Below are 26,825 nucleotides of genomic sequence, written 5' to 3'. Positions count from 1 at the left end.
GGGCGGGATCTTGGAGGAACGTGCGCAGCCGCGTCCTTACGGCTTCCCGGACGACTGGTTCTACTGGGTCGAGACGGGAAAGGACTCGGGCTACGGCGGCATCCAATGCTTCCCGCCGCCTGACCCTTCTAGGCTCCCGCCGGAACGATTGAAGGACCACGCGCTCTTCCAGAGGCTGCTCCTCTCGCTTCGAGATTCCGCCCACGCACGCAGCGCTATTACTTTCATCCGCCAGGGCGTCGACTTCGAACAGAAGTACGGCCTAGCGGAGCTGCGGCGGTTCCAGTGCTACGAGACGATGCTCGGGGTCTCCTACTGCCGCCCCTTCTCCGAGTCCGTCGGCGGCTTCCCGCGGCTCTCCTACCGCGCCCTTGGGATTAAGCTCTCGTCAGGGCCCTGCATGACGACCTGATGGATATGCGGAACAAGCTCTTCGCCCACAGCGACGTCGGAAGCGTCGAGTACGCGCTGCCCGTAGTGATGCATGACAGGGACGAAGGGCAAGCCCTTCACCACCCTGTTCCCACCGCGGTTCAGGGAAGGCACGCTGCTGGACGAGGCAGGGTTCGAGTAGATCAGCGTCCTAGTTGAGTGCGCAAGCAACGCTGTCATGCACATGCTCCAAGCCATGCACGTGAACTTCGCCGACCGCTATCCATCGACCCATTTCGAGACGCTTTGAAGAAGTCGTGTCTCCCGTTTTGTCGCTTGCTAGCTCCAAACTGAACATCCTTCCGTAATGGCGCTCTCCGATAGATTGGTCCCGACTGCGGACGGTCCGCTCACGGCCCAAACTGGAACAGCCACAACGGCCCTCTCTGGTGGACTTTTGCCGGTCAGCTAACGGCGAGGATGGCGTTGGCACAACGCCGGAACCACTTCGGCCACGAGGCGTTGCCGTTTGAAGCCCGAGTTTCGGAGGACTGGTATGGACAGTCGAATGTTCGCCCTTACGCTCGTGGGATGCACGGTCGCCGGGCAGGCCGTTGCGCAGGAGGACGGTGAGATGGCATTCAACAACAGTTGCCGCACTTGCCATACGATGGTGGAGGGTGACAACCGGCAAGGCCCGAGCCTCGCCGGCGTGGTCGGCCGCACGGCAGGGACGCTGCCGGACTACAATTATTCAGAGTCGATGGAGCAGTCCGACATCGTCTGGGACGAGACCAATCTCGACAAGTTTATCGCCAACCCCGATGAGGTGGTGAGCGGCAACACCATGAAGCCCTATGCCGGCATCACCGACGCCGCACTGCGCAAGACGATCATTGAGTTCATGAAGACCGGCGGCTAGGGCAAGCTCGTCATGGGCCTTGGCGGCGGTGCTGGGTGGGGCTGAGGAAGGCCTGAACACAGATGCGGGGTTTAGTGCATTTCGGGCAAGCTGCTAAGGAAGTCACGTTGCTCAGCACACTTCATGGGCAGATGGTCCGTGTGTCTCTGCCCTCGGAAATCTGTTGATCTCACATCAATGGATAGCGTTACCGCCTCTCCGCGGACTTGCCCGGGTTTGGCCGCCGACTCGCGATGCTGCCGGCCATGCCGGCCATAAGCCGATGAGCCCGGTCGAGGCGATCCGACGGAAGTGCCTGGACTGCTCAGGCCAGCAACTGGCTGAGGTGAAGCTCTGCGAGGCCGTGACCTGTCCCCTCTGGCCGTTCAGAGCCGGCCGCCATCCCTACACCAGAAAATGCCTCCTGGAGGTCAATTCTGAGCACCGCCCCTCGACCGACACTCCGCTGGCCTAAAATCGCCCGTCGTCGGGAATTGGCCTCCAGGAGCATGATTGCCGGGAAGGCGAGGCCAAGGCATGCCAGGCGGCGAGTGTGGCATCCGGTGAGGCAGGCTGATGGCCCGCCCCAGCCATCAGCCCGATGCTTTTCATCGCCGTCAGGTAGAGGCGCTGGCAGGCTATGGTGTTCCGGAGGCGGACATTGCCGGGATGCTCGATATCGATGCGAAGACGCTGCGCAAGCACTATAAACACGAACTGGCCTTTGGCCACACCAAGGCTAATGCCAAGGTGGCGGAGAACCTCTTCCGCAAGGCAACGGGCGAAGGTCGTGAAGCGGTCATCGCCGCCATCTTCTGGCTCAAGGCACGCGGCCGCTGGAAGGAGACCTCGGTCAACGAGCACTCAGGCCTGGACGGCAAGCCGATCGAACAGGTGCAAGAGATCCGCCGCATCATCCTTCGCGCCCCGGATCCTGCAAGTTTGGGCAAGACTCCTGCCGGCAGGCAGCCAGCAAACCTTCCCGTCACCCTCTGGGACGCGGACAAATGAGCCCCGATATCGAAACTCCTCTGGAAAACCGGCCACTGAGCTCCAGGGTGGAGGCGCTGGCCGGCTTCGGGCTTAGCACGGCCGACATCGCCTGCGTGCTCGCCACAGACGAGCAGGACCTCAAGGCGACCTACGCCCATGAGCTCGAGAGCGGCGCCATCAAGGCCAACGCACGGGTCGCCGAAAGCCTCTACCGCAAGGCCACCGGTGAAGGACGTGAGGCCGTCACTGCAGCGATCTTCTGGCTGAAAACCAGGGCGCGCTGGAAGGAGACCTCCATCCATGAGGTAGAAGGAAAACTGGACACATCAGTGACCTTCGTCACCACCTATGAAGATATGAAGCTCCTGTAGGTGGCACGCCCGGCTCGTCGGGCGGCTGGTCCGCTCATTACGCCTTTTTCGATCACCCGGAAAATACCGAAGTTCCTGTCGATCCTGCGAAGCGCTACGGTCCCAAGACCTGAGGAAGTGATCGAAGCCGCTGTGCGATTTGCTGGGCATCGAGGTGCCTATTGTCCTCGCGCCGATAATTGCCCCTGTGGGCGCGCCGGCCGGGCCGCCTCTCGCGGCCGCCGTTAGCGAGGCCGGTGGCCTCGGCACGATTGCGCTCTGGCTCGCTGACCTCGGGGCGCTACGCAGCCGTATGCGAGACATGAAGTCGCTAACTTCAAAGCCGTTTGCCATCAACCTGCGATTAGATCTGGATCCAGACGCTCGGCTCGATGCCTGCCTCGAGGAAGGCGTCCGCATCATCTCGATGTTCTGGGGCGATCCGTCGACCCTTGCACCACGGGCAAAGGCCGCAGGCGCCCTATTGATGCAGACGGTGCGTTCGGCAGAGGAGGCCCGTATTGCTGAATCGGAGGGAGGAGACTCCCACCCCCAGAAAAAACAGCGCTCCGATAGCGATGATCAGCACGCCGGGTATTTGAAGCAGCTTCGCCATGGACACCCTGTTGGTCCGATCACTGCGCGTTGTCACATTCCGGCAGCCGCACCGGTTTCGCGATTTTAGCCAGCGCCTCGGGCTCGGCGCAGGGCGGAAAGCCTGCGAGCCGCATGGTCTCGATAAAGCGCTGATGTTCAGCCTCGCTGTAGCCCGGCTCGTTGGCCATGGCTTCGATGGTCAAGTCCGGGAAGCGCTTGAGCGCTTCCGCGACACAGGCTTTCACGTCGTCCGTCCGGCGGAGGGCGGCGATCGAACCGCATCGCATCGACCATCTCATCAGGTTGTACGTGTCCGGGCTCATGCGCTCCAGCATCTTCAGCGCATCCTGATAGCGACCGGCCATGTAGTAGGCATAGGAAAAGGGGCCGGACGCCCACAACGGGTAGTTCGGATCGAGCCGGATCACTTGCTCGATCAGTTCCACACCGCGTTCAGGCTCGCCGAAGGTTGACGCCCAGCTGATATAGAAGGTCAGGATTTCAGCTGAACCCGGCGCCATTCGCAAGGCGGTGTCCATCTCGGCCTTGGCGCGCGCCAAGTCGCCCCTCTCGCCGAAGCTCATGCCAACCACGGCGTGCGCCTCGGCGTCGCTCGGATCGAGCTTGACGGCGTGCTCGGCCGCTTCAATCGCCGCCTTCCTCTCGCTCTCGGGATTGACGCCGAAGCTCCCCAAGATGCTGTGAGAATGATAAAGCTCGATCCAGGCGCGGGCGAGCCCGGGATCCAACTCAACGGCGCGCGTGAGCAGCTTGATGGCCTCCTCAAGATCCGCCTTGTTGATCTGCTCAAGCTTCTCGGTGCCGAGCAGATAATATTCATAGGCGTTCAGGTTTTCCGGCCGCTTGCGTTTGGCGGCGATGCGTCCGGCTTCCTGAATCAGCCCCGCGCCGCCGCCGAGCCGGTTGGTGACCTGCTCGGATATCTCGGTCTGGACGGCGAACACGTCTTCATCCGGCCGGTCCCAGCGCTCCGACCAAAGATGATTGCCCGAAGCCGCGTCGATCAGCTGCGCGGTGATCCGCACCCGCCCGCTTTGGCGCTGGATCGAGCCTTCCAGTACGTAGCCGACATGAAGGGCTTTCGCGACCTCACGCGCATCCACCGGCTTGCCCTTGTAAACCTCCGTCGAATTGCGGGCGACGACCTCGAATTCCGGGAACCGCGCGAGATCGGTGATGATGTCCTCGGTCAGCCCGTCGGCCAGCCGCCCGGTGGCTTCGTCCCCGCCGTAATTGTTGAAGGGCAGCACCGCCACCGATGGTTTTGCTCCTACCGGCGTGGGCTTGAGGAACCACCAGGCCCCGCCGCCTGCGAGAGCCGCGAGTACGATCGCCAGGCCGGCGGCCCTCCCCCGGCTCGGCATTCTTGCGAGCAGCGGTCGGCGCGTCCGCTTGCCGTCGAGCCTCAACCGATACACGCGCACCGGCCGGCCGATGTTCTTGACCTGCTGCTCGCCGGCGAAATCGAGGGGGAGATCGAGCTTGCCCTGCAAATGATCGTAGGCCGTGCCCGATACCATGACCCCGCCTGGCTCAGCTAGTTGCTCCAGCCGCGCCGCGACATTGACGCTGTCGCCATAGACATCGCCATCCACCAGCGCCACATCGCCGAGATTGATCCCGATACGGAACACGATGCGCTCCGGCTCTGGCAGACCGGCGTTGCGCGCGGCCACGCCCTTCTGGATTTCGGCCGCACAAACCACCGCGTCGACCACGCTGTCGAAGGCGACCAACGCGCCATCGCCCATCAGTTTGACAATACGGCCGTGATGGCGCGTGATGGCCGGATCGGTTAACTCGGCGCGAATGCTCCTGAGCCGCTCGATGACGCCGGCCTCGTCGGCCTCCATCGCTTTTGAATAGCCGACCACATCCGCTGCCAGGATCGCCAGCAGCTTCCGGTCGAGAAGTGGTACAGCCATGGAATGCGCCCCTGCGGTGAGTGCGCCAGTCTTAACTGTACACCAGAACCTGCCAACTGACGAGGATGCCAGTGGTTTGACTCGGTTGATCACCAATGCGCTGGAACGGCGCCCGCGTACCAAGGTCAGAGCCGCTCGCTCTGGATGTAATCGAGCAGCAAGAAACAAAGGCAAGTAACTGATGCAACTTGCCTTATTCCACCGTGTGAGCAAACTGCAAACGGTGGTTTGCAGTTTGAACACCCTGGGAATTAGCAGCATGACGAGCGCGGTCGCCTACTATCGAGTCTCCACACAGCGGCAAGGACGCTCGGGCTTGGGCATCGAGGCCCAGCGTGCCGCGGTCGCCCGCTTTGCCGAGGCCGAGGGGATGATCATCCTCCAGGAGTTCACCGAGATCGAAACCGGAAAGGGCGCGGATGCTCTTGATCGACGGCCGCAATTGACAGCTGCCCTCGCCCTTGCCCGCCAGACAAAATGCCCGGTGGTCGTGGCCAAGCTCGATCGCCTCTCTCGTGATGTCGCCTTCATTGCCGGACTGATGGTCCAGCGCGTTCCGTTCATCGTCGCCGAACTCGGCGCTGACGCCGACCCGTTTATGCTGCACCTTTACGCCGCTTAAGCCGAGAAGGAGCGTCGATTGATCTCGGAGCGCACCAAAGCCGCCCTCGCTCACGCAAACAGAGTGGGACCAGGCTTGGTAACCCGAGCAACACTGCTGAAGCTGCCGCCAAGGGTCGAGAAATTTCAATCAGGGAAGCCGAGCGCTTCGCCGAGAAGGTACTTCCAACCGTGCGGGCGGTTCAGCGCTCCGGCGTGTCCAGCCTCAGAGGGATTGCAATTGCCTTGAACGACCGCGGTATTCGAACCGCCAGAGGCGGGCGTTGGCAGGTCTCGAACGTTAGAAACCTATTGGCTCGGAATGTCCGGGAACTAGACCGCTAGGCAGCTTCGTTCCGCATGACGGCGCCAACCCTTCATACAAGCGGCGCGAAGCTTCCGAGCGACCTCCTGGGCCTCACATGCGTACGATATCCTGGCGAGATGACGCCGTCCGAATCGCCAACCAAAAAATCCGAAAAGCAATCGAGAACGAAGGTCGCGTTGCACGCATCGAGGGCTCATGGTGGCAGTTTTCCTTGACGGAGCGCACCGCAAAGGAGCCTTCCGTCCTCGGCCTGTTGAAGATTTCGCGCGACCGCAACTGCGCTCTCGAACTGATGGGCCGCGCATGGCGAGAGGACGGAAGGCCTCTCGGCAAGATATTGGAGCGAGGCGGTGAAGGAGCGGGAAGGCTCTTCCGGCCTCTTCTACTACTGGAAGGGTGAGCGGCCGTTGGATGCGAACGCGCCGCAGTTGGACGAAACAGGCGAAGTCCGGCTGGAATCCGCTGACCGCGCCTCCGGATACTGGACCACGCGCGCGGATGGAGATCCCAACGTGAACGCGCGGACATCCGGTATCTATTGGCGCGCCGACCCGGACGACATGAGCCCTATAGACGGCCGCGACGATCGAAAACGTGCGGCGCTCATTGCGGAGCGGCTGACGCGATGGAAGTCCGTCAGGAGTGCCTGATTGGCTCTCAGGACCGCTGAACGGTGGCGTTGCTGATCGGGGCGGAGGCTCACCTCAAAGCCGGGAAAGTCTTGACATCGATGAAGCTTCATCTCGCGAGCAGGCGTCTGACGAGTGTCAACTTCGATTGGTCACTGGACGTCAGCATTGGGGCCGGAAGCGGACTGTCTGCAATCAGGGTGAGTTCAGCGGTTAGCCGCCCTTCGGCTGACGTGCCCAGCCCGACGTTTGGCCCGATCTCCTGACGGCTCCCTGTCAGGAGGGCCGTGCTGAACTTCTCCCACGATTGCTGAAGAACAAAAGGTCTTTGACTATGACGATATCGCCGTTTCTCGCCGCTCTCGGATCCAACGCTCCGCCAGCCGACCGGGCGAAAGACATGCACCTGTACGGGTGGCTGATCGGAAGCTGGGAAATGGACACGTCATCTCGATGACGGCACGACCGAGGAATCCACCGGAGAAATCCATTTCGGCTGGGTGCTGGAAGGTCGCGCCATTCAGGATATCTGGATCAGGCCCAGACGCCCTGCGCCGTCCACCATGTATGGCACGACCTTGCGTATCTTCGATCCCGACATCGGGGGTGGCACATCATCTGGAACGACCCGCTCAACCAGGACTACTCGCGCCAGATTGGACGAGCCGAGGGTAAGGACATTGGCCAGATCGGCGAGGACTCGCGCGGCCTCAAAGCGCGGTGGCGTTTCACCGAGATCGCGGCCGACAGCTTCCATTGGATCGGCGAGGGAAGATCGTCCGGCAAACGATCTGTGGCAAATCACCTACGAGCATTTTGCCCGCAGAACGGATCCTTGATACCTTGGGCCGGTCCAGCAGGCCCTTCCCTTTCCATCTAAGTGAAACCGCTTTCGGCTCTTCTGGACGGGGCCGGATGCGGACCGACCGCTGGGAGCAGATCATCCAGCAAGCTGCCGCCCAACGGGCGCCTGATGACCGACACCCGCGAGCTTGCCTGTCAGATCCACCCGGAAAGCGCCAGGTTTGGAGGCTGCCTCGCCTCCAAAGTCACTACACCCGCCTAAGACGCGCAATTAAGATGAGTCAGTAGCAGGCCTTGCTACCCGCTTCCCCGATGAGGTTCGGAACACCGCGCTCCTTGGCGGTCGAAACCGGCCGGATCGAGGCGCCCATGGGGTTCGTAGCCGTCTGCGGGTTTTTGAAATACGGGCTTTACACTATCGCGCATCATTTGGCCGTCCGATCGCAATCAAGGAAAGGGTTACGACAATGAGCAACAAGCACTTTTTGCGTGGCATGGCCACGGTGAACTTCTGGGCCGACGACGTGGCCGCGGCGCGCGACTGGTACGCGGAGCTGTTCGGCGTCGAGGCGTACTTCCAGCGGCCCGATGCGGATAACCCCGCCTATGTCGAGTTCCGAATCGGCGACGACGAGGACGAGTTCGGCATCATCGACCGCCGCTACGCACCAGCAACGATGCAGCCCGGTCCGGGCGGCGCCACACTGCTGTGGCACGTCGACGACATCGAGGCGGCGTTCGCTCGGCTCAAGGCCATGGGCGCCACGGAGTACGATCCGATCACCAAGCGCGAGAGCGACTTCGTCACCGCCTCGGTGGTCGATCCGTTCGGCAACGTATTGGGTATCATGTACAATCCGCACTACGTCGAGATGCTCGGGTCGCGGACAGCGTAGGCAGACGAGGCCGCGTTCCCATGGGAGAGATTTGCCCTAGGTGCAACGGGATACCAGGTTATCGACCGCATTGCGGCTTGGCCGGAAGGAGGGCGGTAGGCTGAAAGTATTCAACGCAGACAAGGCCGGTGCGGCCGGAGTCATGCTCGCGACGCTTGTTGGCGTGGCCGCGATGAGTCAGGTGTTTCGTACTATTGCGGCCATCGTCGCCCCCGGACTGCAACGTGAATTCGGACTCTCGACCGAAGAACTCGGCATCTACGCCGGCGCCTTCCATCTGTCCTTTGCCCTCGCCCAGATCCCGATGGGCCTAGCGCTTGACCTTTATGGCGTGAGAAAGACCGTTGGTTCGGCTTTCCTCCTTGCAGTAACGGGAGCGCTCCTGTCGTTCATTGCAACAGGCTTCCCGGTTTTGATGCTGGGGCAGTTGCTCATTGGCATCGGCTGCGCACCAGCCTTTGTGGGATCGCTGTTCTTTGTAAGCAAACATTTTTCTGAAAAGAGTTTTGCCCGAGTATCGGGCTTGGTTCTCAGCTTCAGCGGCCTTGGGTTACTGGCCACTGGCACGCCGCTGGCATGGGTAGTCGAACATTGGGGCTGGCGCAGCGCTTTTGTGGTGACAGGCGTCGTTGCGGCGGCAAACTTGGTCTGCATCCTGGTCCTCGTTCGGGATGATCACGGCAAGAACTCAGGCGGCATCGCAGGCGCAATTCGAGAGACGCTTGCGATCCTGAAAGAACGGCAGACCAAGGGCATCGTTGCGCTCGCGCTCGTTGCCTATCCGTCCTACATCGCGCTGAGGGGCCTGTGGGCGACACCCTTGTTCATGGAGCGACACGGCTTCACACTGACGGGCGTCGGGAATGTGCTTCTCGCCTCGTCGGTCGCGACCTTGGTTGGCCCACCGCTATTCGGTCTGGTGCGGGCGAAAGGACGCTCACGGCGATACCTGATCTGCGCGAGCATCGCCACTTCCGCCGGGATTTTCCTTATCCTTGCAATCTCCGCCAACTGGATCGTCGATGCTACGATGTGCGTTGCGCTTGGGGCGCTCACCGGCTTCACGATCTTGCAGTTCGCAGACACTAAGAGTGCATATGATCCTCAGGTCGTCGGCCGGGCATTCGGAATTCTGAACACAGCTGCATTCCTCGGCGTTGCCATCTTGCAGGGCGCAACTGGATGGGTGGCGTCCACCGCGAGCACGTTTAGCGTCAATCAATTCGCTGCTGTCTTCGCGTTCATCGCCGCGGCGTGCCTGCTGGCCATGGTCGCCTTCTTCATGCTTCCCTGGCCAGAATGGGAGGTCGGCAGCAAAACCGATGTTTAGGTATCAACGCCTTGCTAAGTGGATGGTAAGCCAATCCTGATAGTGTTGAATGGGAGGCCGGGCGTGCTTAGTCTAGTCGACAGCTACGGGCCGGAAGCCGCCCGTCCGCTATCAGGATAAGTTAGCAACAAGCGGTCGTTCCGCTGACCGCGTCAAAAAGGAACCGGAAGTTCCGACCCGAATACGTCCTTCGGTCATCTCGCCAGAAATGGGTGCTTCGACAGAAATGCCGACGTTCAGTTCAGAGGCTGTTCGGGGGCTCTGTGCGTCGACGACCATTTTGCTGGAATGGATCCCGGCCGCGCGGGCGCCGCATGATTTTTTTCGGTATCATGCTTCGAGGTGTGTTCGAGCTTCAGGTCAGAGCGGCATCCCCTAGGTTGAGGACTCATTCAGACCCAGGCTGAAATGATTGTAGCGAGAGCGAGGGCTGAGAGGTAGTTCTGTGCATGGCGATCGTATCGGGTTGCGATGCGGCGCCAGTTCTTGAGCTTGCAGAACATGCGCTCGATGAGGTTTCGTCGGCGATATGCCTTGTGATCGAGCGGATAGGGCGTGCGCCGTGCGGCAGTTGATGGAATGACCGCCTTGATCTTGGCCCGCTTCAGCCAATTGCGCAGACTGTCGGCATCATAGGCTTTGTCGGCCAGTAGGCTTTTGGGCTTGGCCACCATGCCGATCAAGGGAATGGCCATGGTGATGTCGGCGATGTTGCCCGGCGTCAGCGCGAAGGCGACCGGTCGGCCGCGATCATCGGCCAAAGCATGGATTTTGCTCGTTCTTCCACCACGCGAGCGGCCAATCGCTTCCGAGAATTCCCCCTTTTTGAGCCTGCCGCAGAGCGATGCGCCTTGACGTGGCTGCTATCGATGGAAAGCTCATCCGGAACGGGCCCGGCAGCCGCCATCTTCTCGAAGATACGCTGCCAGATTCGGCGCTGCGACCACCTGTTGTAGCGATTGTAGATTGTGGTTGGCGGACCATAGGCTGCAGGCACGTCGCGCCAGCGGCAGCCGGTCTTGAGAACATGCAGGATGCCCGAAATCACCCTGCGATCATCAACCCGAGGTTTCCCCGCTTTGCCGCGAGGAAGATGCGGTTCCATCGCACTCCACGCCTCATCCGACAACCAAAATAAGCTCTTCGACATCACTTCGGCCTCCAGCGACTCATTGAGGGCAAAGAATACCAATGAAAATCAGTCAATTGTATGAGTTCTCAACCTAGGGCGAAAACTCATAAATCGAGCGGCAGCTTCCGACCCGTAGCTGACCTTCCTGCGGAGAAGAGCGAAGGCAAGCTTCCTCGTGCGCGCGCACCGTGCCGGGTGTATGATGCTGATATGAGTTGGGCGACGCCCATTAGGCTCTCACGCGACCTAGCGCGGTCGGGTCAGCATTATGGCAGACGTGACGCTAAGGAATCAGAACTCCGAGCTCGTTCGGCGCGGTTATGACGCGTTCAACTCGGGAGACATGGACACGCTCACGCAAATCATCGACGAATCCTGCACGTGGCATACTCCGGGGAAAAGTCCGATCGCCGGAGACTACGAAGGCCGCGAGGCGACCTTTGGCCAGTTCGGCCGCTATGGCGGCGAAACCAACGGGACCTTCAGGGCCGATCTTTTGCATGTGATGGCGAGCGAGACCGGACGCGTGGTCGGCGTCCATCGCAATATTGGGAAGCGCAACGGCAAACGGCTGGATGTGCTCTGTTGCATTGTCTTGGAGATCAGGAATGGCAAGGTGATTGACGGCCGGGAGTACTTCTACGACCTCTACGCCTGGGATGCGTTCTGGGCTTAGCCTCGCGAGTTATCCCGGGCGGCACGCGAGACTGCCCCGGGGTCCGGCCCGGATGTGTCACCTCAGGGGCGCTACTTTGCTCGTTGGGACGAGACCAACGACCGCTTCCCACCCATCCCGGTCATTCCACATTATTTATGGGTTCACGGCCTGGCCACCTACGAGAAGATCATCGCCGATCTGCGCTCGTGGCGTGTAGCCCTTAGCCTTCCCAGACAGACCGCCAGTGATTTCATTGGCCGATCTCGCCAGCGCCATCAGGGAGCCCCGTAGGGACGCCTGGAGCCCTTTCCGCGCCTTCAGTCAGGGTGAACTTTAGCGATTTCTAAAAATTGTCTGTGACCAATGGCACGCCCATCTCGCTTGCCCGCTGTAGATCGGGGGCCCTTACCCGAAGGCCCGCGCTCTCCGCCAGAGGCGCGGGCCTCCCTGCTGTGCGCTTACCGGCTCTCGGGGTGCAGGCCGGCGCGTGCTATTCTGCCGAAAAACAAGGGAGGCTGAAGCCATGACCTATTCATATCGGTGCAAGGACTATCCCGGAAATGAAACCTGCCCGGCATCGTTCACGGCGGCGACGAGGCGGAAGTGATGAAACATGTTGAACTTCACGGCAGGATCGCTCACGGGGAAGATCCGGAGCAATGGTCACCGGAGGACCGACAACAGGTCCAGAGGCTAATTCGCGCTAGGCCCGCTACGCAGCCGTAGGGAATGACAATCCACTCCTCCGATCAGCCCGCGTCCATTTCCCAGAGGGCGCGGGCTTCGCTGCTTGCGCTCACCGGCTCAGCCGCTCGACCGTTTCAATAATGGCTTTGGCCAGCGCTTCGCCCTCGTGGATAGGCTCGGGGCTTGAGCGCGGCCCAGGCGTTGCGGATGTTCTCTTGGCTGTGATCAACTGTCTTAAGCGTCAAAACCGTGAAGGCGAGGGCCTGTTCCTTCAAAGTCTAACGACTGGGAAAGCGCACTGGAAAGCACGTGCGGTAACAGTTGATTCAACCGTTGCTAGTATTCTAGAGGAGTGTGGAAGCGGCTCCGACAGTGAGGCGGGCTGCTGAATTGCCGGAGCCGCCTGCGCAGCCCTTGGGGTGACCGCGCTGTCCCAAAATAGGACGGCGCGGTCAACGATCCGTTAAAATTGGAACTAATTAAGAGCATGCTAATTGAATCGCGGTTTTGCGAGTCAATGCATGCGTTTGAAATTTGTCCCCCCGCTGATGCCGACGTTGGTCGAGAAGCCTCCCGAGGGCGAAGGCTGGATTCACGAAGTCAAGTTCGACGGCTACCGATCGCAGATGATCATTGATGCCGGCGGCGTTCGCATCTTCACGCGGCGCGGCGTCGATTGGACCGCGAAATACCGCGACCTAGTCAAGGCAGCCGGCGAGCTCAAGTTGGAAAGCGCCATCATCGACGGCGAGATCATCGTCACCAATGAAGCCGGCCTGTCGGATTTTGCCGCCTTGCGGAAGGCGATCACCAGGCGGCAGCATGATCTCTATTTCGTCGCCTTCGATCTTCTGCACCTCAACGGCCACGATCTGCGCGATATGCCTCTAGAAGATCGTCGCCAGATCCTCGTCGGTATGATCCCGACCGGTGGTCGCATCCAGTTCAGCCAGGCTCTACAGGGCGACGCAAAATCGATCTTCCATTTGATCGACCAGGCCGGCCTTGAGGGCATGGTGTCGAAGCGCCGGGACAGCAGATACCGCAGCGGCCCATCGACCAACTCGCTGAAGGCTAAGTGCTATGCTGTCGGCGAGTTTGAATTGCTCGGCGTCGAGCGCGAGGCAGGCAAGCCGGCATTCGCTCTCATGGGGGAGATCGGCACGCGAAAATATGTCGGGTCTGCCTTTATCAATTCAAGCCGCGAGATCCGCGAGCGGCTATGGAAGCGCGTCCAGGAGCACGCAGGGCCGGCGCCGAAGGGTATGAAGCGGCCGGCGACGCAATGGGTCAAGCCGGGGCTGATAGGCCGTGTGAAGCACCTACGAGGCGAGGAAGACTTGCGGCATGCGTCGCTGCAGGATTTTCGGGAAAGACTGGAGGCACTATGCGGAGAATTGGGATGTGCGCCATGTGCGTTGGCTTGCTGCTCCTCGCAACGGCCTTCTATTTAGGTGCCGGTCCGTCCGCCCGCGAAGGCCGGCTCTATGTCGGCGCTATCTTGGGTGCCGCAACCCTTCATTTCTGGTGCGTGGATATACATCGCCGGCCGAAATGGTTGGCTTTAGAGTAACAGACCCGCTTGCCTTTCACATGGGCCTCAGGAATATAATCCTCTCCGTTGCGGCGAGCCCCTTCAACGGGGATCGCCATGCCCCAAAAGACCCTCGTGCTGCAAATCCACAAAGCTCGATATCCAGGCGCTAATTGACAGGCTCGGCCGGGAGCACGGCTCAATGCATGACGACCTGGTCGGGCTCTTTGTCTGCTCAAATTGTAAGGCTGCTGGTCGTGACCGTCGGCAGGTATTCTTCACATGCATTCCTGACTACGAAAGCCAGCAGCGGGCGCGCAATCGCGATTGGAAGCCAACTTTCGAACGAGGGGGCTGAAAGTGGCCGGCGCCACTTGGGGGGCGGGGTAATTGCTGAATAGGGCGCCGGCCGGGCGGATTGGGGTCCGCCGCCGTTGATACTGTCCGAGCTTCGAGATTCGAGTAATTCCGTGATCACGGAATGTCAGGGGTCGACGAGTCCTTTGCATCGTCACCGTCTTGCACAGAGCCATCGTTTTCATCTGCCGGGCCTAACCCGGCCAGTTGCCGGTCGGTTATTTCTTTGGCGAGGCCCACCAGGGCATCGACCTCTTCCATCTGGTCCACGTGACCGCCACTGGCGACGCGTTTCCGGATCCTCTTCAGTTGGACGGAGGTTCGTCGCAACGTTTCGGCGATAGAAGGCTTCTTGGCCACGCCTGCATCTCCTGCATCTCAACCCACGAGACAAGCAAGCGTTCCGGCTCGGTGTAATTCCGCTGTGTAGAAGCCATAAGGTGCCTCGCAATGGGTCAATACGCGTCTGGCACCGCAATTGCATGGTCAGGTACGGGGTGGGGCGGAGGCCCGCCGCTTCGCAAATGTAGCGGCGGGTCTTCTGCATGGAGGCCATCTGCCTGCACAAAAGGTAGCATCGTCTTAGCTCCAGATGAACGTGAGGAAGAAACCGGCAATAGCAATTGCCGAGATGATATTGGGCCACCATACGGCATCGTGGGCCGGTTTGGCTGGCTTGAACCTGTGCCCCGTGCGGGGCAGCAGGTCCGGATCGTAGCGCACGTGGCGCTTAGGATCGTATGTGATTGGCCGTTTCATCGCGGGCCTTGACCACCAGCGAGGAGGAGGCGCTGTGCTGGCTGACCAAAAACCTGCGCTCAAGACAACGGAATAGCATCATTCGAACGAACACCGTTCGTCATGACGAGGAGGGAAGTGAATGCGACCGGCGGCGCTTTCAAAGCTCTTCCGCAACAGATAGGCGGGTCATTCAGAGGGCCGCATAGTCAGTGGCAGTGCAGCACAAATTGCAACTATGCGGATCAGAAGCCAGTTAACCGCGCCGCCTCGCTCTCGGTTCAGGCGAGCTTTCCGATGGGTTTGCGGCCAATTTGGCGGATCGCCGATCTCTTAGCCACAGGGACTTCTTTTTACTCGCGAGCAGTTCATCGCGATCGCCATCTGCGGCCACTCGGCCATGCTGCTTCGCGGCAACCGCGTAGTCAGCTCTGTTCGTTCGATAGTCTTTCTTTTGCACAGACATCGTTGCTCCTCCATCGCGGCCATTTCCCCCTTTGGCCTGATGCAGAAACTAACTGCCCGTGCAACGCGCGAGTCTACCAATCGAAGATTGTATTAAATGATACACTTCCGTAGTGGCGCCTACATCTCGTTGTTTTCGATGATGCCGGCCTCGCCGTCGGGCAACTCGGTAGCGCGCGCTGGCGACTTCTTGAGGCTCACCCCCGGCCGTCGCCATTCTCGGCAACGAGATAACGCCTGCGGCCTCAAGCGCAGCTCGGATCACAGCAAGCGTTGAGTTGTTTGGTGCGGTCTGATCGGTCTCGAACGCTGAAATTGTATTTCGATGCACCCCGCACTTTTCGCTGAGGTCGTGAACCGACCGAGATCGCCGCCGACATACTGAAGGGGTGCCACGCTCACGCACCGAAAGACAAAATCAAGGATGCCTTTGTCGAATTCCTCGAAGGCCCGATAGGGCGGCACTAATTTCAAGCCAACTCACGACCCAGCCCGCTGCCTCACGGTGGCGGGCTTTTGTTGCTGAGGAACCATACGCTGCGGCGGCCGTTGAACCCACCCAAAGGGAGGATCACAATGGCCGACAACCCAAACGAAGCCGCAAAGCCGACGGAGACGCAGCGGGACGCTCAGGAAGCCTTGGAGAAGCAGGTTGCGCAGCTGAAGCGCGAGATCAACAAGATCAATCGTTCGCTCGCGGAGCGCGCTGAAGAGGTGGTCGAGGAAGCCACTGGTTGGTATGAGGGCGCGGCTGATAGCGTGTCTCGGACAACGCAAGCACTTCGCAAAGGGCGTCTACGGCTTCCGGCGTCGTTCAAGAAAACCCTGGCACGGTGTCGGCCGCCTTCATGCTGGGTGCGGCTATAGGCTTGCCGGTGGGCCTCGTTCTTGTGGCCAGCGACCGGCGCCGGGACCGCTGGATCTAATCACGCTCAAATGACGGCCATAGCCCGCTGCCTAACGGGAGGCTGGCTCGCTTGCTTGATGGCCTGTTGCTGCTTGCGCAAAGCAAGATCGAGGCAGAGCGCGAGAAGCACGATGCGAGATGAGGGCGCTGGGAGCGGAGGGAGCTTTGCCATACCCCGTATAACATATGTTAAGCCGGAATGTTCCCCAGGCAGCCCGCTGCCTTAATACGGTGGCGGGTTTTTTTACTCACCTTCATGGCGCACGAGATAGCTACTCGTTACAGCGTCGCGACCCATCCCCCGTGTGACTAGAACCGTCGTGTACCCGGCAGGCAGCGAACCTGTGAAGGTCGCGTCGACTGCTCGGCATCGGCCGACGATTTCGCCGTTGGGAGCGCTCGCGAGCCTGTCCGCCAACGCAGCCTGGCATTCGTCAAGCGATGCATAGTTGGCTGGCGCCACATCAACGGGGCGGCAGACCGAGGCTTCGCCCGGGCTGCACGAAAGCAAAAGCATCACTGCCGCAGTTGCCGAATCCATTCTTGAGAGCTCCCATGAGATTAGACGAGCCTCAACGCGGAACTGCGGGCTTTGTTTCAGCCACAGCCATGTCGCGTTCATGTCGCACGGACCAGCCGATAGTCGCAGGAAACCCTTGGAAATCAACGGTAGCAGTTTGCAACATGGCGCGACATGAAATCAGCCGCCTAGGTGCATTCGATTGCACCTAAGTGGCTGATTTAATTCTGTTAATTATGGTAGAGGGAAGGGCGCTGGGAACTAACCTTCTCCATTTTCGGCAATTCCCCAACCGTCGCGATCTCGCGATCGAGCAGCGTCCTCCACCGGATCGAGTGAGTGGTCGAACCACGGTGGCGGGCGTTACTGTGACAGACGAACAAGGCATAAAGCTATCTGGCAGCAGACTGGTTGAGGAAAGCCCCACCGTCATGAAGCCGATGAACGAAGAGCACCTCGCGGTTCTAAGCAGGCACATGGTCGAGGTGATTGCAATCCATACCGATTGACAAGGACCCGGCAGGGCAACTCAAGGCTCGGAAACTCATCCCGGTTCGATTCAGCGGGCTCGACGCGGTCTAAAAAGAGGTGCGGACATCGTACTCTGTGCGAACTCTTCATCAAGACTACAATGCCGCTGCCGCGATGATCATCAGGGGCGAGTCGGTCACGGATGGCACTGCCCAGCCTTGCGCTGGTGCTGCCGAAGAATTTCGCGCGACCACATCCGCAATCACTTCCGGTATCGTCTAGTTGCGGCCGGCAACGATCCTGGATGACAACAAACTGTTGAAGCATTCCAACTGCCGGTTGGTAGACGCCGTCGCGCCTATGATTTTTCACGATCCGTGCCCGGGCACACCCGATCCTCCGCCCCCTGTGCCTGGTGAACGACTTGTGCCCGCCGTGCCGAAAGGTGCGGCGGGCTTTTTTGTTGTCTGGGGGGAACACGATCCGGCGACAATGGTTCGGGTCGGCAACAAAAGCGCCGTACCTTCAGATCGAGGACAAACGATGCACGAAAACAAGGCTTCACCGATAAAGAAAGACACGACAGACAGGAGCGCACGTCGGATGCTGCACGGGCATTAACACACATCGAGCGCGTGGCACGAGATGCAAAGACGGCTCGGCTGCGGGAGCAACGACTGAGATCTGAAACCGCTCTTCCTGGGGGATCGGCACCGAAACCGAAGAAGAACTGGAACATCAAGAAGTCGTAGTAGGCACGCTGCACCTGGCGCTTCCAATCAGCCGCGTTCCTCTCCGCAGGCGGCGCGGGTTCACTCGATCGACCGCTGTGCAAAGGTCATGAAAAAAATCTTCATTCCCTTTTTGGCCACTCGATAAATAGTGCCCTACAGTTCGCTCCCAATCGACGTCTCGACGGTGGCCAATGGCGCTTCCAAGCTCCAGGTGATTCCGTGTGGGCCGTACTCGAGATTTCCTTTCCCCCCGATTGCCTCGGGTGCCACCCGCTTCAACACGACGGTTCCAAAGCCGCCTTCACCGATCGTTTCCACCTCAGGACCGTCTGTCTCGGTCCAGGTGAGGTGGAAGAGTCTCGAGGCACCGGAACCCGTGGCATTCCATGCGACCGAAATCTGGCCTTGACCCCCTGAAAGCACGCCGTATTTGGCCGAATTGGTCGCGAGTTCGTGAAAGGCAATGCCGAGATACTGGACTGCATTTGGGCTAAGGATGATGGACGGTCCGGACATCGAAATTCGCTCCTCGTTGCCGAAAGATTTCGCCTGCGACAACAGGAGTTCGAAAACGGTGACGCCTTTCCAGTCACCCATCACGAGCAGATCGTGCGACCGCGACAGAGCCGTGATACGCTCGCGAACCTCTCGTTCAAATTCGGCGGGGCTTTTGGCCCGCTTGTTGGTCTCGCGGATCATTGAAAGAATGACCGAATACTGATTCTTAACGCGATGGTTGACCTCACGCATCAGCATGCGGATACGATGCTCGTTTTCCCTCGCCGACGTGATGTCCCGGGCAATCTTCGATGCGCCGATGATCTGCCCGGTTGCGTTACGCACAGGCGATACCGTGAGCGAGACCGGAACCAGGCTGCCATCCTTGCGCTGACGGATGGTTTCGTACGTTTCGACGCGCTCGCCGCGGCGAATGCGTTCGAGGATGCGGGGTTCCTCGTCCTGGTGATCAGCCGGGATCAACATGGTCACCGATCTGCCTATGGCTTCATCGGGGGTGTAGCCGAACAGCCGTTCGGCGCCATGGTTCCAGCTCTTGATTATGGTGTTCAGATCCTTGCTGACGATTGCGTCGAACGAAGAGTCCACGATAGCCGACAAATGGAGCCTGGCCTCTTCGGCACACTGGCGGTCGGTAAGGTCGAGCAGCATGTTGACGGCGCCGATCAGATTGCCGTTCTCATCACGTATCGGCGTGGGGTGGGGCAGGAACGGGAATAAGGATCCGTCCGGGCGCTGTGCTATCGCCTCCTGATTGCGAACAGGCCGGTTTTCCCGAAGCGCAATCGCCATCGGACACTCGTCGTGCGGCAATTCCTTGCCGTCGGGAGTGAACAGCTTGAACGTCACGCACCATTTGTCCCTGCCGATCTCGGGCTCACGCCCTGCGAACTCGGCGGCGGCACGGTTGAAGTAGGTGATCGTTCCATGCTGATCGGTTGTATAGATGGCAACGGGAAGGCTATCGAGGATCTGGCGATGAGTGTTGTCCCGGCGCGTCAGTTCGGTGCGCACCCGCTGCAGGTCGGAGACGTCGACGGTAAAGCACCTTGTGTTGATCAGCTTGCCATTTAGGAAATTGCCGCTCGACGTGAGTTCGACATGTTTTATCGATCCGTCACTGGTCCTCAAACGCGCCGGATATCTCGCGATCTTCTCGCCACTGGCAAGGCGCGTTAGAATATCCTCGATCGCATCCCGGTCGGGATAGAATTCGGCAATGTGGCGGCCGACATATTGCTCCGCAGGATAGCCGAGAAGGTCCAGTTCTGCCTTGTTGGCGTGCAGGATGATGCCATCCGCGTTTACCAGATGCAGCGCTATGGCGCCGTTCTCGAAAAAATCCTGGTAGTCGAAGTCCTGAATATCCTTGCCAGACATATCCGGGTTCTTGAGGGCGATAATGTTCGCCTGCGTCAGCTCATTCATCCCAAACCCCGTCTTAGCTTAGCCGATTGTAATGCGGCTCGTGGAAATTCGTTCCAAAATTCGTCCCAACAATTCTCCCGGGAAACTCGGCGTCGCCGAAGGCGCCAATGTCAAGAATTACAAAACGCGGATGCCAGCACAGTACCGAGCTTCCGGAACTATCGTCGCTTTCCGGCCAGACCTACACAGGCACGTTCCTCAAGCAATGATCAAAGACTCGTCTAAAGGGGCCATGCAGAGGGTTAGGCGACTGTTCCATATTACAGTCCGTTGTTAGCGGAGTTGGGGAGCGTGCAGGCCTGATCCCAGATGTGAGCCTTAGTTAGGTTTGTACATCCTGGCGGAGGGAAGGGGACTGAGATCCAACCTTCTCCACTTCGGATCGCAATCACTTGTCCAGCTATGCTCACCCGCTCAGCTTGCCGGTATCGCGCGCGACTCCGAGGTACAGCTCAGGCTCACAGATCGCGCCAAGCTAGCGTCCGTGGCGGAGTGCACCCGCCGAGGCAGCGACTTCGATGGCAGCCATTACAGCAGTCGGCGCGGTCTGGTGTACCATGTGCCCGGCACCGGGCACGGGATGCATGGTGCTGTTGGGCAATTCCGAGTGCAGCCGTGCAGACTGCTCGTCGATATTAATCAGTCTGTCCTCCTCGCCTGCGACAATCGCGACGGGCATCTTGAGTTCAGCGTAGTGGTTGCGGGCAGCGAAGGCCCCGGGGACCATGAGCGCGCTCTCCGCTGAGCTCGCGCGGATCTGGGAGGGACGAAACGTCATCTCCTTAGGGAAGCCAACCTCGAACTTTTCCGGCACTGGCCCCGGGCCAAATATCTTCCGGGTCAGGAGCGGCCACATTAGCCGAGCGAGCAACGGAGAGAGAGTGTAGCGAATGGCGTCTCCAAAAACTGGTATTGCGGGCCCAGACATCGTCACAACGTCCGCGCGCACAGTGGGGAAATAGTAACCTGACGCGAGCACGAGACCGGCCACCAAACTCGGGGACTTGAGCGCGAGAGCCACTGCTACGGAGCAGCCCCATGAATGTCCGAGCACGATCGCCTTAGAGACCCCGATTTTGCCCAATGCGGCTTCGATCAACTCCGCTTGTGCCTCCGCTGTCCAAATTCTGCTCCGGGGCCGCTTGCTATGTCCAAAGCCCGGGCGGTCAAACGCGATCACCCGGTACCTCTTGGAGGCCATGTTGATGAGGCCGCTCGACGCAAAATCCTGGATCATGCTGCCGTTGCCGTGCAGGAGGACGAGCGGCTCGCCTACTCCTTCCTCAATATAGTGCAAGCGAACCCCATCAACCTCGACAAAATTGCCGGTGGGAGGATTGCGGCGTTCCGCAGCGGCGGCCAGCCGGAAGTTCACGAAAGTAGTCAGCGCCAATACCACCGCGCCGGCTACCGCCCCTGAGAGGTACGGATGCGAGCCGACGGTGGCGGCAAGTCCGGTCTTTGGTGCTTTGCCAAAACCGAAACCGGCGCGTCGGGCAATGGATCGGGGGGAGGTCATATCGTGCATCCTTTGCGAAATGCACGATAACCCCGGACTGTCCGAATTATGTTGCATTGCAACATTAAGCGCTGGCGGGCCATTCCGTTCCGCGGGTCGGCACGCTTTGGCCGATAGACGTTTGTTTGATGCACAAGGAAGGGCCTCTTCATGTTCTAAATGGCTGTGCTGGGTGCCGCATATTGGTGCGCCGGACAGCAGCACCGGAACAATCGTGGGTCGCGGGGGGTTCTCACGGACAGCAGTTAACGGAGCAGGACGATGAGCAACGCCCCGAAAGATGGGAAGCCCGGAACGACAGAACAGTCACCGCGAGGCCAGAAAACCGACCGCGCGGCTATTTACCGGCTGAGGACAATCCTGATGAGGTGCCGGATGCCGCTGGTGAAACGTTGAAGAACCCCGTGAAGAAAGACATATCGGACGCGCTTAAAACGAGGCGATGACGCTTATTCTCCTCCGCGCCCTATGTTTCTTGGTTAAGCGGATATCCCTGTGTCCTTTCCCGCTGAAGTGTACTTAATATTTTCGCTGCGCATGTCGTGTAGGTTTTGCGCGGCGACTTGACCAGCACAAGACGAGGTTTAGCCTACTTAGATGTCCCTAAAGCCTCAGATTACCAGACCGGGCAGGAATTGCTGGCGGATAGAGCACGCAAGCCGTCTTGCGCTCATCATAGACGCCGAAGCCTATTTCAAGGCAGTAAAAGAAGCGGTCCTGGCGGCGCGGCACTCGGTCTACTTGGTCGGTTGGGACTTCGATACCCGCATCAGGTTCGAGCCGGAAGGCAAGACGTTGGACGGTCCCAACAAGCTCGGGCCATTCCTGCGCTGGATCGACAAGCATCGCCCCGACGTTCAGGTCTTTGTGCTCAAGTGGGATCTGGGCGCCATACAAGCCCTCGGTCGTGGAACGACGCCGCTCGCCATCCTTGATTGGATGACAAGCAGGCGAATTCATTTCAAGCTCGACGGCGCACATCCGAAAGCGGCAGCGCATCATCAGAAGGTCGTGGTCATCGACGACGTTCTCGCCTTTTGCGGCGGAATCGACATGACCGCCGACAGATGGGACACGCGTGAGCATCGCGATGAGGACTCGCGACGCCGGCGGCCGAGCGGACGACGCTACGATCCGTGGCACGATGTCTCGACGGTCGTCGACGGGGATGTTGCCCAGGCTCTGGGCGAGTTGGCGCGCGAGCGCTGGAAATGGGCAAGCGGTGAAGATCTGCCCCCACCGACCGGATGTGCAGAAATCTGGCCATCTTCGGTCCAGCCTGTCTTCCAAGATGTCGATGTCGGCATCGCACGCACCATTCCCAAATACCAGCAGCGCAGCGAAGTCCGGGAGATCGAGCGTCTGTATTTGGATGCCATCGCGGCTGCTCGGGAGACGATCTACTGCGAAAGCCAGTATTTCGCGTCGCGGCGCATCGCGGAGGCCATGGCAAAGCGCCTGCGGCAGAAGGATGGGCCGGAGATTGTGATCATCAATCCGGAATCGGCCGATGGTTTCCTCGAATCCGTCGCGATGGACACGGCGCGCTATCGGCTGCTGCAACTGATAGCCGCCGCTGACAGGCACGGTCGCTTCCGGATCTACACCCCCGTCACTAAAGCTGGCGAAGCAATCTACGTCCACGCAAAGGTCACGATCGTCGACGACCGGCTGCTACGAGTGGGGTCGTCCAATTTCAACAACAGGTCGATGGGATTCGATACTGAGTGTGACCTCGTCATTGAAGCGGTTCCGGGACGCTCGGGTGTAAGTGCTGTCCGCGATCAGATAATCGAAGTCCGGAATGACTTGTTGGCAGAACATTTGGGAAAAACGGTGGAGGAGGTCAGGGCGGCAGTAGAGATGCGCGGCAGTCTTATTGCGGCCATCAACGCCCTCCGTGGCGGCGGGCGCACGCTACAGCCATACGAGCCTGAAGAACCTTCAGCGATTGCCGAAACGCTGGCGGAAAACGATCTGCTCGATCCAGAGCAGCCTCCCTCCTTGGCGAAAAGAACTTTGCGGCGACTTTTGCTGCGGGGCTCACTGCGCTGACGGGTCAGACATCGCAGACGCGCCGGTTAGCTCTCTTCCCCGGCCGGGGGGATGGCGAAGGTGGATTTCGGCCGACTGGCCGCCGGCAAAACGAAGCAAGATGGTGTGAGGCAGTTCGCAAACCGAATGGCCGAGCATCATGGCAAGGCGAACGAAGAGCTTAAATCTTTAGCGGACAAGAGCAAAATTCCGCTGCCAGACAAGTTGGACCCCGATAACAAGAAGATTCGTGCCGACCTCGAAAAGCTGGACGGCGCCGAATTCGATCTTGCTTATCTAGCGGCACAGATCGTCAACACCAGAAGGCCGCTCAGCTTCTGGCCTGGGAAATCGGCTCCGGGGAAGACGCCGACCTCCAGCACTTCGCCTCGGACAAGCTGCCTGGTGTGTTGGAACATCTCAATGCGGCGCGGGCGCTGCACGCGGAGCGTGCGGAACAAGCCTCGGTCGAACCGCAGGCACCAAAAAGCAAAAGGCTACTCGCCACTTCTCGACCGGCCGGTTGTTCTTGACCGGAACTGTCCGACGTCAGCACCACTGGTGCCAAGGTCGATCCAGGTTGGGGCGTGGTCACTCGTCTTTTCCCAACCGCGGACGGGGCGATCTACATTGGCGCCGCGCAATCGTCCAGCGATTGAGGGGCTGAGCAGGAGGTGATCGATCCTAAGGCCTGCATCGCGGGCGTAGGCGTTCCTGAAATAGTCCCAGAAAGTGTAAATCCGTTCGCCCGGATGGAGTTCGCGCAATGCGTCGGTCCAACCTTGGGCAACCAGGTGTCGAAAGGCTTCGCGCACCTCTGGACGAAAAAGCGCATCGTCAAGCCAGCGCTCGGGTTTGTGAACGTCGAGCTCGGTCGGCATGACGTTGTAGTCGCCGGCCAGGACCACCGGCGCTCCGGAGGCAAGGAGTTCAGCCGCATGTGCGGTGATGCGCTCAAACCAACGCAGCTTGTATTCGAACTTGGGGCCGGGGGCCGGGTTGCCGTTGGGCAGGTAAAGACAGCCAATCAGGATCCCTTTTACGGCAGCTTCAATGTATCGGCTGTGTGCGTCGTCGGGATCGCCAGGAAGTCCCCTGCGGGTTTCTTGAGGGTCAGTCCCACGCGCAAGAATGGCAACGCCGTTCCAACTCTTTTGGCCGTGCCAGATCGCGCCATAGCCCGCCGCCCGGATCGCTGCTATCGGAAAATTCTCCTGCGGCGCTTTCAGCTCCTGCAGGCAGACTATGTCTGGGCGAGCTTCTTCTAACCAGCGAAGCAGGACCTGCAAGCGGCCGTTCACGCCGTTGACGTTGTAGGTCGCGATCTTCATCGCTTCAGAGATCCGGGAGGACTTGATCGGCCCGCCCCCAGTTGGCAAGCGCTTTCGAGCCAACGCGTTTTACCAACTCGGTCGCGTCGCCAACATGCCAATGTGACGGCTTGTCGATCGTTTCCATTTCCTTCCAGGTGATGGGTGCCGCGAGGGGTGCTTCGGGGCGTGCGCGAACGCAGTAGGGCATCACCGCAGTCGCACCCCGCTGATTGCGCAGATAGTCCACAAAGATGCGGCCCTTGCGTTGCGCCTTGGGAAGGGCGGCCGTGAAATTGGCAGGATCAATCTGGGCCACTGCCATGGCCAGCCGGCGCGCGAAATCCTTTACTTCTGGCCATTCGGCCTTCGGCGTAAGCGGGGCGATCACATGGACCCCCTTGCCGCCCGTGACCATCGGGAATGTGGCCAGGCCGATCTGGTTCAGGATATCGCGGAACTGGAAGGCAGCGCTTCGGACCGCCTCGAAGTCGAGCCCTTCGTCCGGATCGAGGTCGAAGACAAGGCGGTCGGCCTTTTCGACATCTTCGATGCGCGCGCCCCAGCCATGGAATTCAATCGTGCCCATCTGGACGCAGGTCAGCAACCCGTCGGCATCGTCGATAAACAAATAAGGCTCTTCATGTCCGTCCTTTTCCTGGATGGCGACATGATGAACGTGCGTGCCGAAGCTGCCTGCGTCGTGCTTTTGAAAAAAGCACTTCTTTGCGCGACCCTGCGGGCAACGGACCAGGCTAATCGGGCGACTGCCAACCCAGGGCAGCATCGCCGGCGCTATCGCTGCATAATAGTCGGCGAGCTGGCCTTTGGTGATCCCCGATTCAGGATAGATCACACGCTCCCGGTTGCTGATCTTGATGCTGTTCGCCGCGGGCGCCGAAGCCTGTTGGACAGGGGTTTCTGTTTCCATCACCACGGCCTCGGGCCGCTTGTCCTCCCGCAACCCCAGATAGCTGGGATGCCGCAGCACGCCTTCATGGGTCATCTCGGTATAGGCGATCTCTGCAACCAGGCGCGGCTTCAGCCAGTGGGCGTCGCGGACAGCCGCGCGGGGTGCTTGGACCGTCGCGGCCATCACCTCCAGCGGTCTCATCAAATTAAGGAGGCTGGCCATCTCGCGGTCGTTGAAACCCGTGCCAACCTTCCCCGCGTAGCGCAGTTTTCCGTTTTCGTTGACCCCGAGCAGCAGGGAGCGAAATTCACGCGCCTTGTCGGACGGCGTCCAGCCTACGATGACGAATTCCTGTCGCTTGATGCATTTGATCTTCAGCCAGCCACCGGCACGAGAGCCAACATAGGGTTCGTCCGCCTTCTTGGAAATTACGCCTTCAAGCCCGGCTGCGCAGAACTTGTTGAGCAGCTGTTCACCGTTTCCACGGATGTGGTCGGAATAATGGATGAGCCTGGATGCCAGCGGAAGAATTGAGTGCAGCTTCTCCTTGCGTTCGATCAAAGGAAGGCTGGTAAGATCCTTGCCATCAAGCGAAAGCAAATCAAACCCGTAATACACGATCGCGCCTGGATCACCCTTGAGCGCCGATTGCAATTTCTGGAAACTGGATCGTCCCTGTTCGTCGACAACCACCGCCTCGCCATCGATCAGCGCGGAGCGAACATCAAGAGTACCAGCCTCCTCAAGCAACGGCGCAAAGCGATGAGACCAGTCAAGCCCGGACCTTGTGTATGCCTTCGCCGCCCCGCCCCCAATGGCAACAAGCGTACGATAGCCGTCGTATTTTATCTCATGGATCCACCTCTCGCCCGTGGGTACCTTGTCGACTAACTTGGCGAGTTGCACGGGTTGGAATGGCGGAATTTTTACCGATGACGCACGCCGCGTTGTGGCCCCCGCAGCACCGACGGAGTTGGAAGAGGTCACGTCCTGGGCCATGAATTGCTCCTCGCGCTAATCAACAGCCGTGTGAGCGAGTCGTTCCGAAGTCGGAACACGTCAGCTCCGCAGGCTGGTGATGCGACGTGAGACAAAGTGTCAATGCGTGATCCCCCCACTGCGCTGCCGGCCTGGCCAAAAGAGACGCTTCCTC

The 26,825-nt window shown here is 59.9% G+C and carries 24 protein-coding genes and 2 pseudogenes; 17 read left to right on the top strand and 9 right to left on the bottom strand.

Annotated elements, in window-relative coordinates; all coding sequences use genetic code 11:
- The first annotated feature begins 10 nt into the window (after positions 1-10).
- The 5 genes from CIT31_RS33840 to CIT31_RS15950 all read left to right on the top strand — a co-directional run bounded on the left by CIT31_RS33840 (position 11) and on the right by CIT31_RS15950 (position 3,301).
- Positions 11-412: a hypothetical protein gene (locus CIT31_RS33840; RefSeq protein WP_133116161.1), complete on the top strand. Its 402-nt coding sequence runs from the start codon at positions 11-13 to the stop codon at positions 410-412.
- Between the two features lie 528 nt (positions 413-940).
- Positions 941-1,294, top strand: a complete 354-nt coding sequence (locus CIT31_RS15965) for a c-type cytochrome (protein WP_236372076.1) — start codon at positions 941-943, stop codon at positions 1,292-1,294.
- Between the two features lie 555 nt (positions 1,295-1,849).
- The gene (locus CIT31_RS15960) at positions 1,850-2,284 is read left to right on the top strand and encodes a hypothetical protein (RefSeq protein WP_206073371.1); all 435 of its coding nucleotides are present in this window, start codon (positions 1,850-1,852) and stop codon (positions 2,282-2,284) included.
- On the top strand, positions 2,281-2,637 hold the full coding sequence (locus tag CIT31_RS15955; protein ID WP_206073370.1) for a hypothetical protein: 357 nt from the start codon (positions 2,281-2,283) through the stop codon (positions 2,635-2,637). Before CIT31_RS15960 ends, CIT31_RS15955 begins: the two co-directional genes overlap by 4 nt.
- 139 nt (positions 2,638-2,776) lie before the next feature.
- On the top strand, positions 2,777-3,301 hold the full coding sequence (locus CIT31_RS15950) for an NAD(P)H-dependent flavin oxidoreductase (protein ID WP_165778451.1): 525 nt from the start codon (positions 2,777-2,779) through the stop codon (positions 3,299-3,301).
- On the opposite strand, the gene CIT31_RS15945 is transcribed toward CIT31_RS15950, so the two are convergent.
- Entirely contained in the window at positions 3,252-5,159 is a 1,908-nt protein-coding gene (locus CIT31_RS15945) for an adenylate/guanylate cyclase domain-containing protein (protein ID WP_095519288.1), read from the bottom strand. The genes CIT31_RS15950 and CIT31_RS15945 overlap by 50 nt on opposite strands.
- A 181-nt stretch (positions 5,160-5,340) precedes the next feature.
- On the opposite strand from CIT31_RS15945, the gene CIT31_RS35890 reads away from it, so the two are divergent.
- The 3 genes from CIT31_RS35890 (at position 5,341) to CIT31_RS34650 (ending at position 6,737) form a co-directional block, all read left to right on the top strand.
- Positions 5,341-5,781 carry a recombinase family protein gene (locus tag CIT31_RS35890; protein WP_342586932.1) on the top strand — a complete coding sequence of 147 codons (441 nt, stop codon included), beginning with the start codon at positions 5,341-5,343 and terminating at the stop codon, positions 5,779-5,781.
- 170 nt (positions 5,782-5,951) lie between these two features.
- On the top strand, positions 5,952-6,104 hold the full coding sequence (locus tag CIT31_RS35885) for a recombinase family protein (protein ID WP_342586931.1): 153 nt from the start codon (positions 5,952-5,954) through the stop codon (positions 6,102-6,104).
- Between the two features lie 333 nt (positions 6,105-6,437).
- Positions 6,438-6,737, top strand: coding sequence for a hypothetical protein (locus tag CIT31_RS34650; RefSeq protein WP_206073369.1), 300 nt, complete (start codon positions 6,438-6,440; stop codon positions 6,735-6,737).
- A 499-nt stretch (positions 6,738-7,236) separates the two neighbouring features.
- Here the strand turns inward: CIT31_RS34650 and CIT31_RS15925 are convergent, their stop codons facing one another.
- On the bottom strand, positions 7,237-7,473 hold the full coding sequence (locus CIT31_RS15925; RefSeq protein ID WP_095519286.1) for a hypothetical protein: 237 nt from the start codon (positions 7,471-7,473) through the stop codon (positions 7,237-7,239).
- Positions 7,474-7,987: 514 nt separating this feature from the next.
- On the opposite strand from CIT31_RS15925, the gene CIT31_RS15920 reads away from it, so the two are divergent.
- Both CIT31_RS15920 and CIT31_RS15915 read left to right on the top strand, forming a co-directional pair.
- A complete protein-coding gene (locus CIT31_RS15920; protein WP_095519285.1) occupies positions 7,988-8,416 on the top strand; it encodes a VOC family protein in 429 nt (142 codons plus the stop codon).
- A gap of 40 nt (positions 8,417-8,456) precedes the next feature.
- Positions 8,457-9,746: an MFS transporter gene (locus tag CIT31_RS15915; protein WP_165778450.1), complete on the top strand. Its 1,290-nt coding sequence runs from the start codon at positions 8,457-8,459 to the stop codon at positions 9,744-9,746.
- 392 nt (positions 9,747-10,138) lie between these two features.
- On the opposite strand, the gene CIT31_RS15910 is transcribed toward CIT31_RS15915, so the two are convergent.
- Positions 10,139-10,896 (bottom strand): IS5 family transposase gene (locus tag CIT31_RS15910; protein WP_095519422.1). Its coding sequence is split into 2 segments (ribosomal slippage): positions 10,139-10,569 and positions 10,569-10,896, totalling 759 coding nucleotides; the frame shifts between segments, so codons are not numbered across the junction.
- Positions 10,897-11,146: 250 nt separating this feature from the next.
- On the opposite strand from CIT31_RS15910, the gene CIT31_RS15905 reads away from it, so the two are divergent.
- The 3 genes from CIT31_RS15905 to CIT31_RS15895 all read left to right on the top strand — a co-directional run bounded on the left by CIT31_RS15905 (position 11,147) and on the right by CIT31_RS15895 (position 13,677).
- Positions 11,147-11,554 carry a nuclear transport factor 2 family protein gene (locus CIT31_RS15905; protein WP_095519283.1) on the top strand — a complete coding sequence of 136 codons (408 nt, stop codon included), beginning with the start codon at positions 11,147-11,149 and terminating at the stop codon, positions 11,552-11,554.
- A 588-nt stretch (positions 11,555-12,142) separates the two neighbouring features.
- Complete coding sequence (locus tag CIT31_RS35170) at positions 12,143-12,262, top strand: hypothetical protein (RefSeq protein ID WP_245316276.1); 120 nt, start codon at positions 12,143-12,145, stop codon at positions 12,260-12,262.
- Positions 12,263-12,744: 482 nt separating this feature from the next.
- Positions 12,745-13,677 carry an ATP-dependent DNA ligase gene (locus CIT31_RS15895; protein ID WP_095519282.1) on the top strand — a complete coding sequence of 311 codons (933 nt, stop codon included), beginning with the start codon at positions 12,745-12,747 and terminating at the stop codon, positions 13,675-13,677.
- 554 nt (positions 13,678-14,231) lie between these two features.
- Here CIT31_RS15895 and CIT31_RS33835 read toward each other — a convergent pair.
- Positions 14,232-14,474 carry a hypothetical protein gene (locus CIT31_RS33835; protein WP_133116160.1) on the bottom strand — a complete coding sequence of 81 codons (243 nt, stop codon included), beginning with the start codon at positions 14,472-14,474 and terminating at the stop codon, positions 14,232-14,234.
- Between the two features lie 892 nt (positions 14,475-15,366).
- Entirely contained in the window at positions 15,367-15,723 is a 357-nt protein-coding gene (locus CIT31_RS33670; RefSeq protein WP_108722850.1) for a helix-turn-helix domain-containing protein, read from the bottom strand.
- Positions 15,724-15,893: 170 nt separating this feature from the next.
- Here CIT31_RS33670 and CIT31_RS15875 point away from each other — a divergent pair, with 170 nt between their 5' ends.
- Together CIT31_RS15875 and CIT31_RS33450 are read left to right on the top strand one after the other, a co-directional pair.
- Positions 15,894-16,184 carry a hypothetical protein gene (locus CIT31_RS15875; protein ID WP_095519279.1) on the top strand — a complete coding sequence of 97 codons (291 nt, stop codon included), beginning with the start codon at positions 15,894-15,896 and terminating at the stop codon, positions 16,182-16,184.
- Between the two features lie 967 nt (positions 16,185-17,151).
- Positions 17,152-17,250: pseudogene (locus CIT31_RS33450) on the top strand (protein-L-isoaspartate(D-aspartate) O-methyltransferase); the annotation flags it as partial.
- Positions 17,251-18,102: 852 nt separating this feature from the next.
- Here the strand turns inward: CIT31_RS33450 and CIT31_RS15860 are convergent.
- Both CIT31_RS15860 and CIT31_RS15855 read right to left on the bottom strand, forming a co-directional pair.
- Entirely contained in the window at positions 18,103-19,896 is a 1,794-nt protein-coding gene (locus CIT31_RS15860) for a PAS domain S-box protein (protein WP_095519278.1), read from the bottom strand.
- A gap of 475 nt (positions 19,897-20,371) precedes the next feature.
- Positions 20,372-21,415, bottom strand: a complete 1,044-nt coding sequence (locus CIT31_RS15855) for an alpha/beta fold hydrolase (RefSeq protein WP_095519420.1) — start codon at positions 21,413-21,415, stop codon at positions 20,372-20,374.
- Between the two features lie 597 nt (positions 21,416-22,012).
- Between CIT31_RS15855 and CIT31_RS15845 the strand changes: the two genes are divergently transcribed.
- Both CIT31_RS15845 and CIT31_RS36060 read left to right on the top strand, forming a co-directional pair.
- Complete coding sequence (locus CIT31_RS15845) at positions 22,013-23,470, top strand: phospholipase D-like domain-containing protein (RefSeq protein ID WP_095519277.1); 1,458 nt, start codon at positions 22,013-22,015, stop codon at positions 23,468-23,470.
- 51 nt (positions 23,471-23,521) lie between these two features.
- Positions 23,522-23,982 (top strand): annotated as a pseudogene (locus CIT31_RS36060) (DUF4142 domain-containing protein).
- Here CIT31_RS36060 and xth read toward each other — a convergent pair.
- Positions 23,947-24,780 (bottom strand): exodeoxyribonuclease III, encoded by an 834-nt coding sequence (gene xth / locus CIT31_RS15835; RefSeq protein ID WP_095519276.1) that lies wholly within the window; start codon positions 24,778-24,780, stop codon positions 23,947-23,949. The pseudogene CIT31_RS36060 and the gene xth sit on opposite strands and share 36 nt — an antisense overlap.
- 4 nt (positions 24,781-24,784) lie before the next feature.
- Positions 24,785-26,671 carry a DNA ligase D gene (gene ligD / locus CIT31_RS15830; protein ID WP_095519275.1) on the bottom strand — a complete coding sequence of 629 codons (1,887 nt, stop codon included), beginning with the start codon at positions 26,669-26,671 and terminating at the stop codon, positions 24,785-24,787.
- Positions 26,672-26,825 lie beyond the last annotated feature (154 nt).

Origin of the sequence: Mesorhizobium wenxiniae, assembly GCF_002284535.1 — a bacterium.
Lineage (GTDB): Bacteria > Pseudomonadota > Alphaproteobacteria > Rhizobiales > Rhizobiaceae > Mesorhizobium > Mesorhizobium wenxiniae.
This window is presented reverse-complemented; position numbering and strand designations above follow the sequence as displayed.

Excerpts from the sequence above, each read along its gene's own strand:
- CIT31_RS15925 (WP_095519286.1), bottom strand. The coding sequence starts at position 7,473 with ATGGAAGCTGTCGGCCGCGATCTCGGTGAAACGCCACCGCGCTTTGAG.
- CIT31_RS15895 (WP_095519282.1), top strand. The coding sequence starts at position 12,745 with ATGCGTTTGAAATTTGTCCCCCCGCTGATGCCGACGTTGGTCGAGAAG.
- CIT31_RS15920 (WP_095519285.1), top strand. The coding sequence starts at position 7,988 with ATGAGCAACAAGCACTTTTTGCGTGGCATGGCCACGGTGAACTTCTGG.
- CIT31_RS15845 (WP_095519277.1), top strand. The coding sequence starts at position 22,013 with ATGTCCCTAAAGCCTCAGATTACCAGACCGGGCAGGAATTGCTGGCGG.
- CIT31_RS15905 (WP_095519283.1), top strand. The coding sequence starts at position 11,147 with ATGGCAGACGTGACGCTAAGGAATCAGAACTCCGAGCTCGTTCGGCGC.
- CIT31_RS35890 (WP_342586932.1), top strand. The coding sequence starts at position 5,341 with ATGCAACTTGCCTTATTCCACCGTGTGAGCAAACTGCAAACGGTGGTT.
- CIT31_RS35170 (WP_245316276.1), top strand. The coding sequence starts at position 12,143 with ATGAAACATGTTGAACTTCACGGCAGGATCGCTCACGGGGAAGATCCG.
- CIT31_RS15855 (WP_095519420.1), bottom strand. The coding sequence starts at position 21,415 with ATGACCTCCCCCCGATCCATTGCCCGACGCGCCGGTTTCGGTTTTGGC.
- CIT31_RS15875 (WP_095519279.1), top strand. The coding sequence starts at position 15,894 with ATGGCCGACAACCCAAACGAAGCCGCAAAGCCGACGGAGACGCAGCGG.
- CIT31_RS15945 (WP_095519288.1), bottom strand. The coding sequence starts at position 5,159 with ATGGCTGTACCACTTCTCGACCGGAAGCTGCTGGCGATCCTGGCAGCG.
- CIT31_RS15965 (WP_236372076.1), top strand. The coding sequence starts at position 941 with ATGTTCGCCCTTACGCTCGTGGGATGCACGGTCGCCGGGCAGGCCGTT.
- CIT31_RS15960 (WP_206073371.1), top strand. The coding sequence starts at position 1,850 with ATGGCCCGCCCCAGCCATCAGCCCGATGCTTTTCATCGCCGTCAGGTA.
- CIT31_RS15860 (WP_095519278.1), bottom strand. The coding sequence starts at position 19,896 with ATGAATGAGCTGACGCAGGCGAACATTATCGCCCTCAAGAACCCGGAT.
- ligD (WP_095519275.1), bottom strand. The coding sequence starts at position 26,671 with ATGGCCCAGGACGTGACCTCTTCCAACTCCGTCGGTGCTGCGGGGGCC.
- xth (WP_095519276.1), bottom strand. The coding sequence starts at position 24,780 with ATGAAGATCGCGACCTACAACGTCAACGGCGTGAACGGCCGCTTGCAG.
- CIT31_RS15955 (WP_206073370.1), top strand. The coding sequence starts at position 2,281 with ATGAGCCCCGATATCGAAACTCCTCTGGAAAACCGGCCACTGAGCTCC.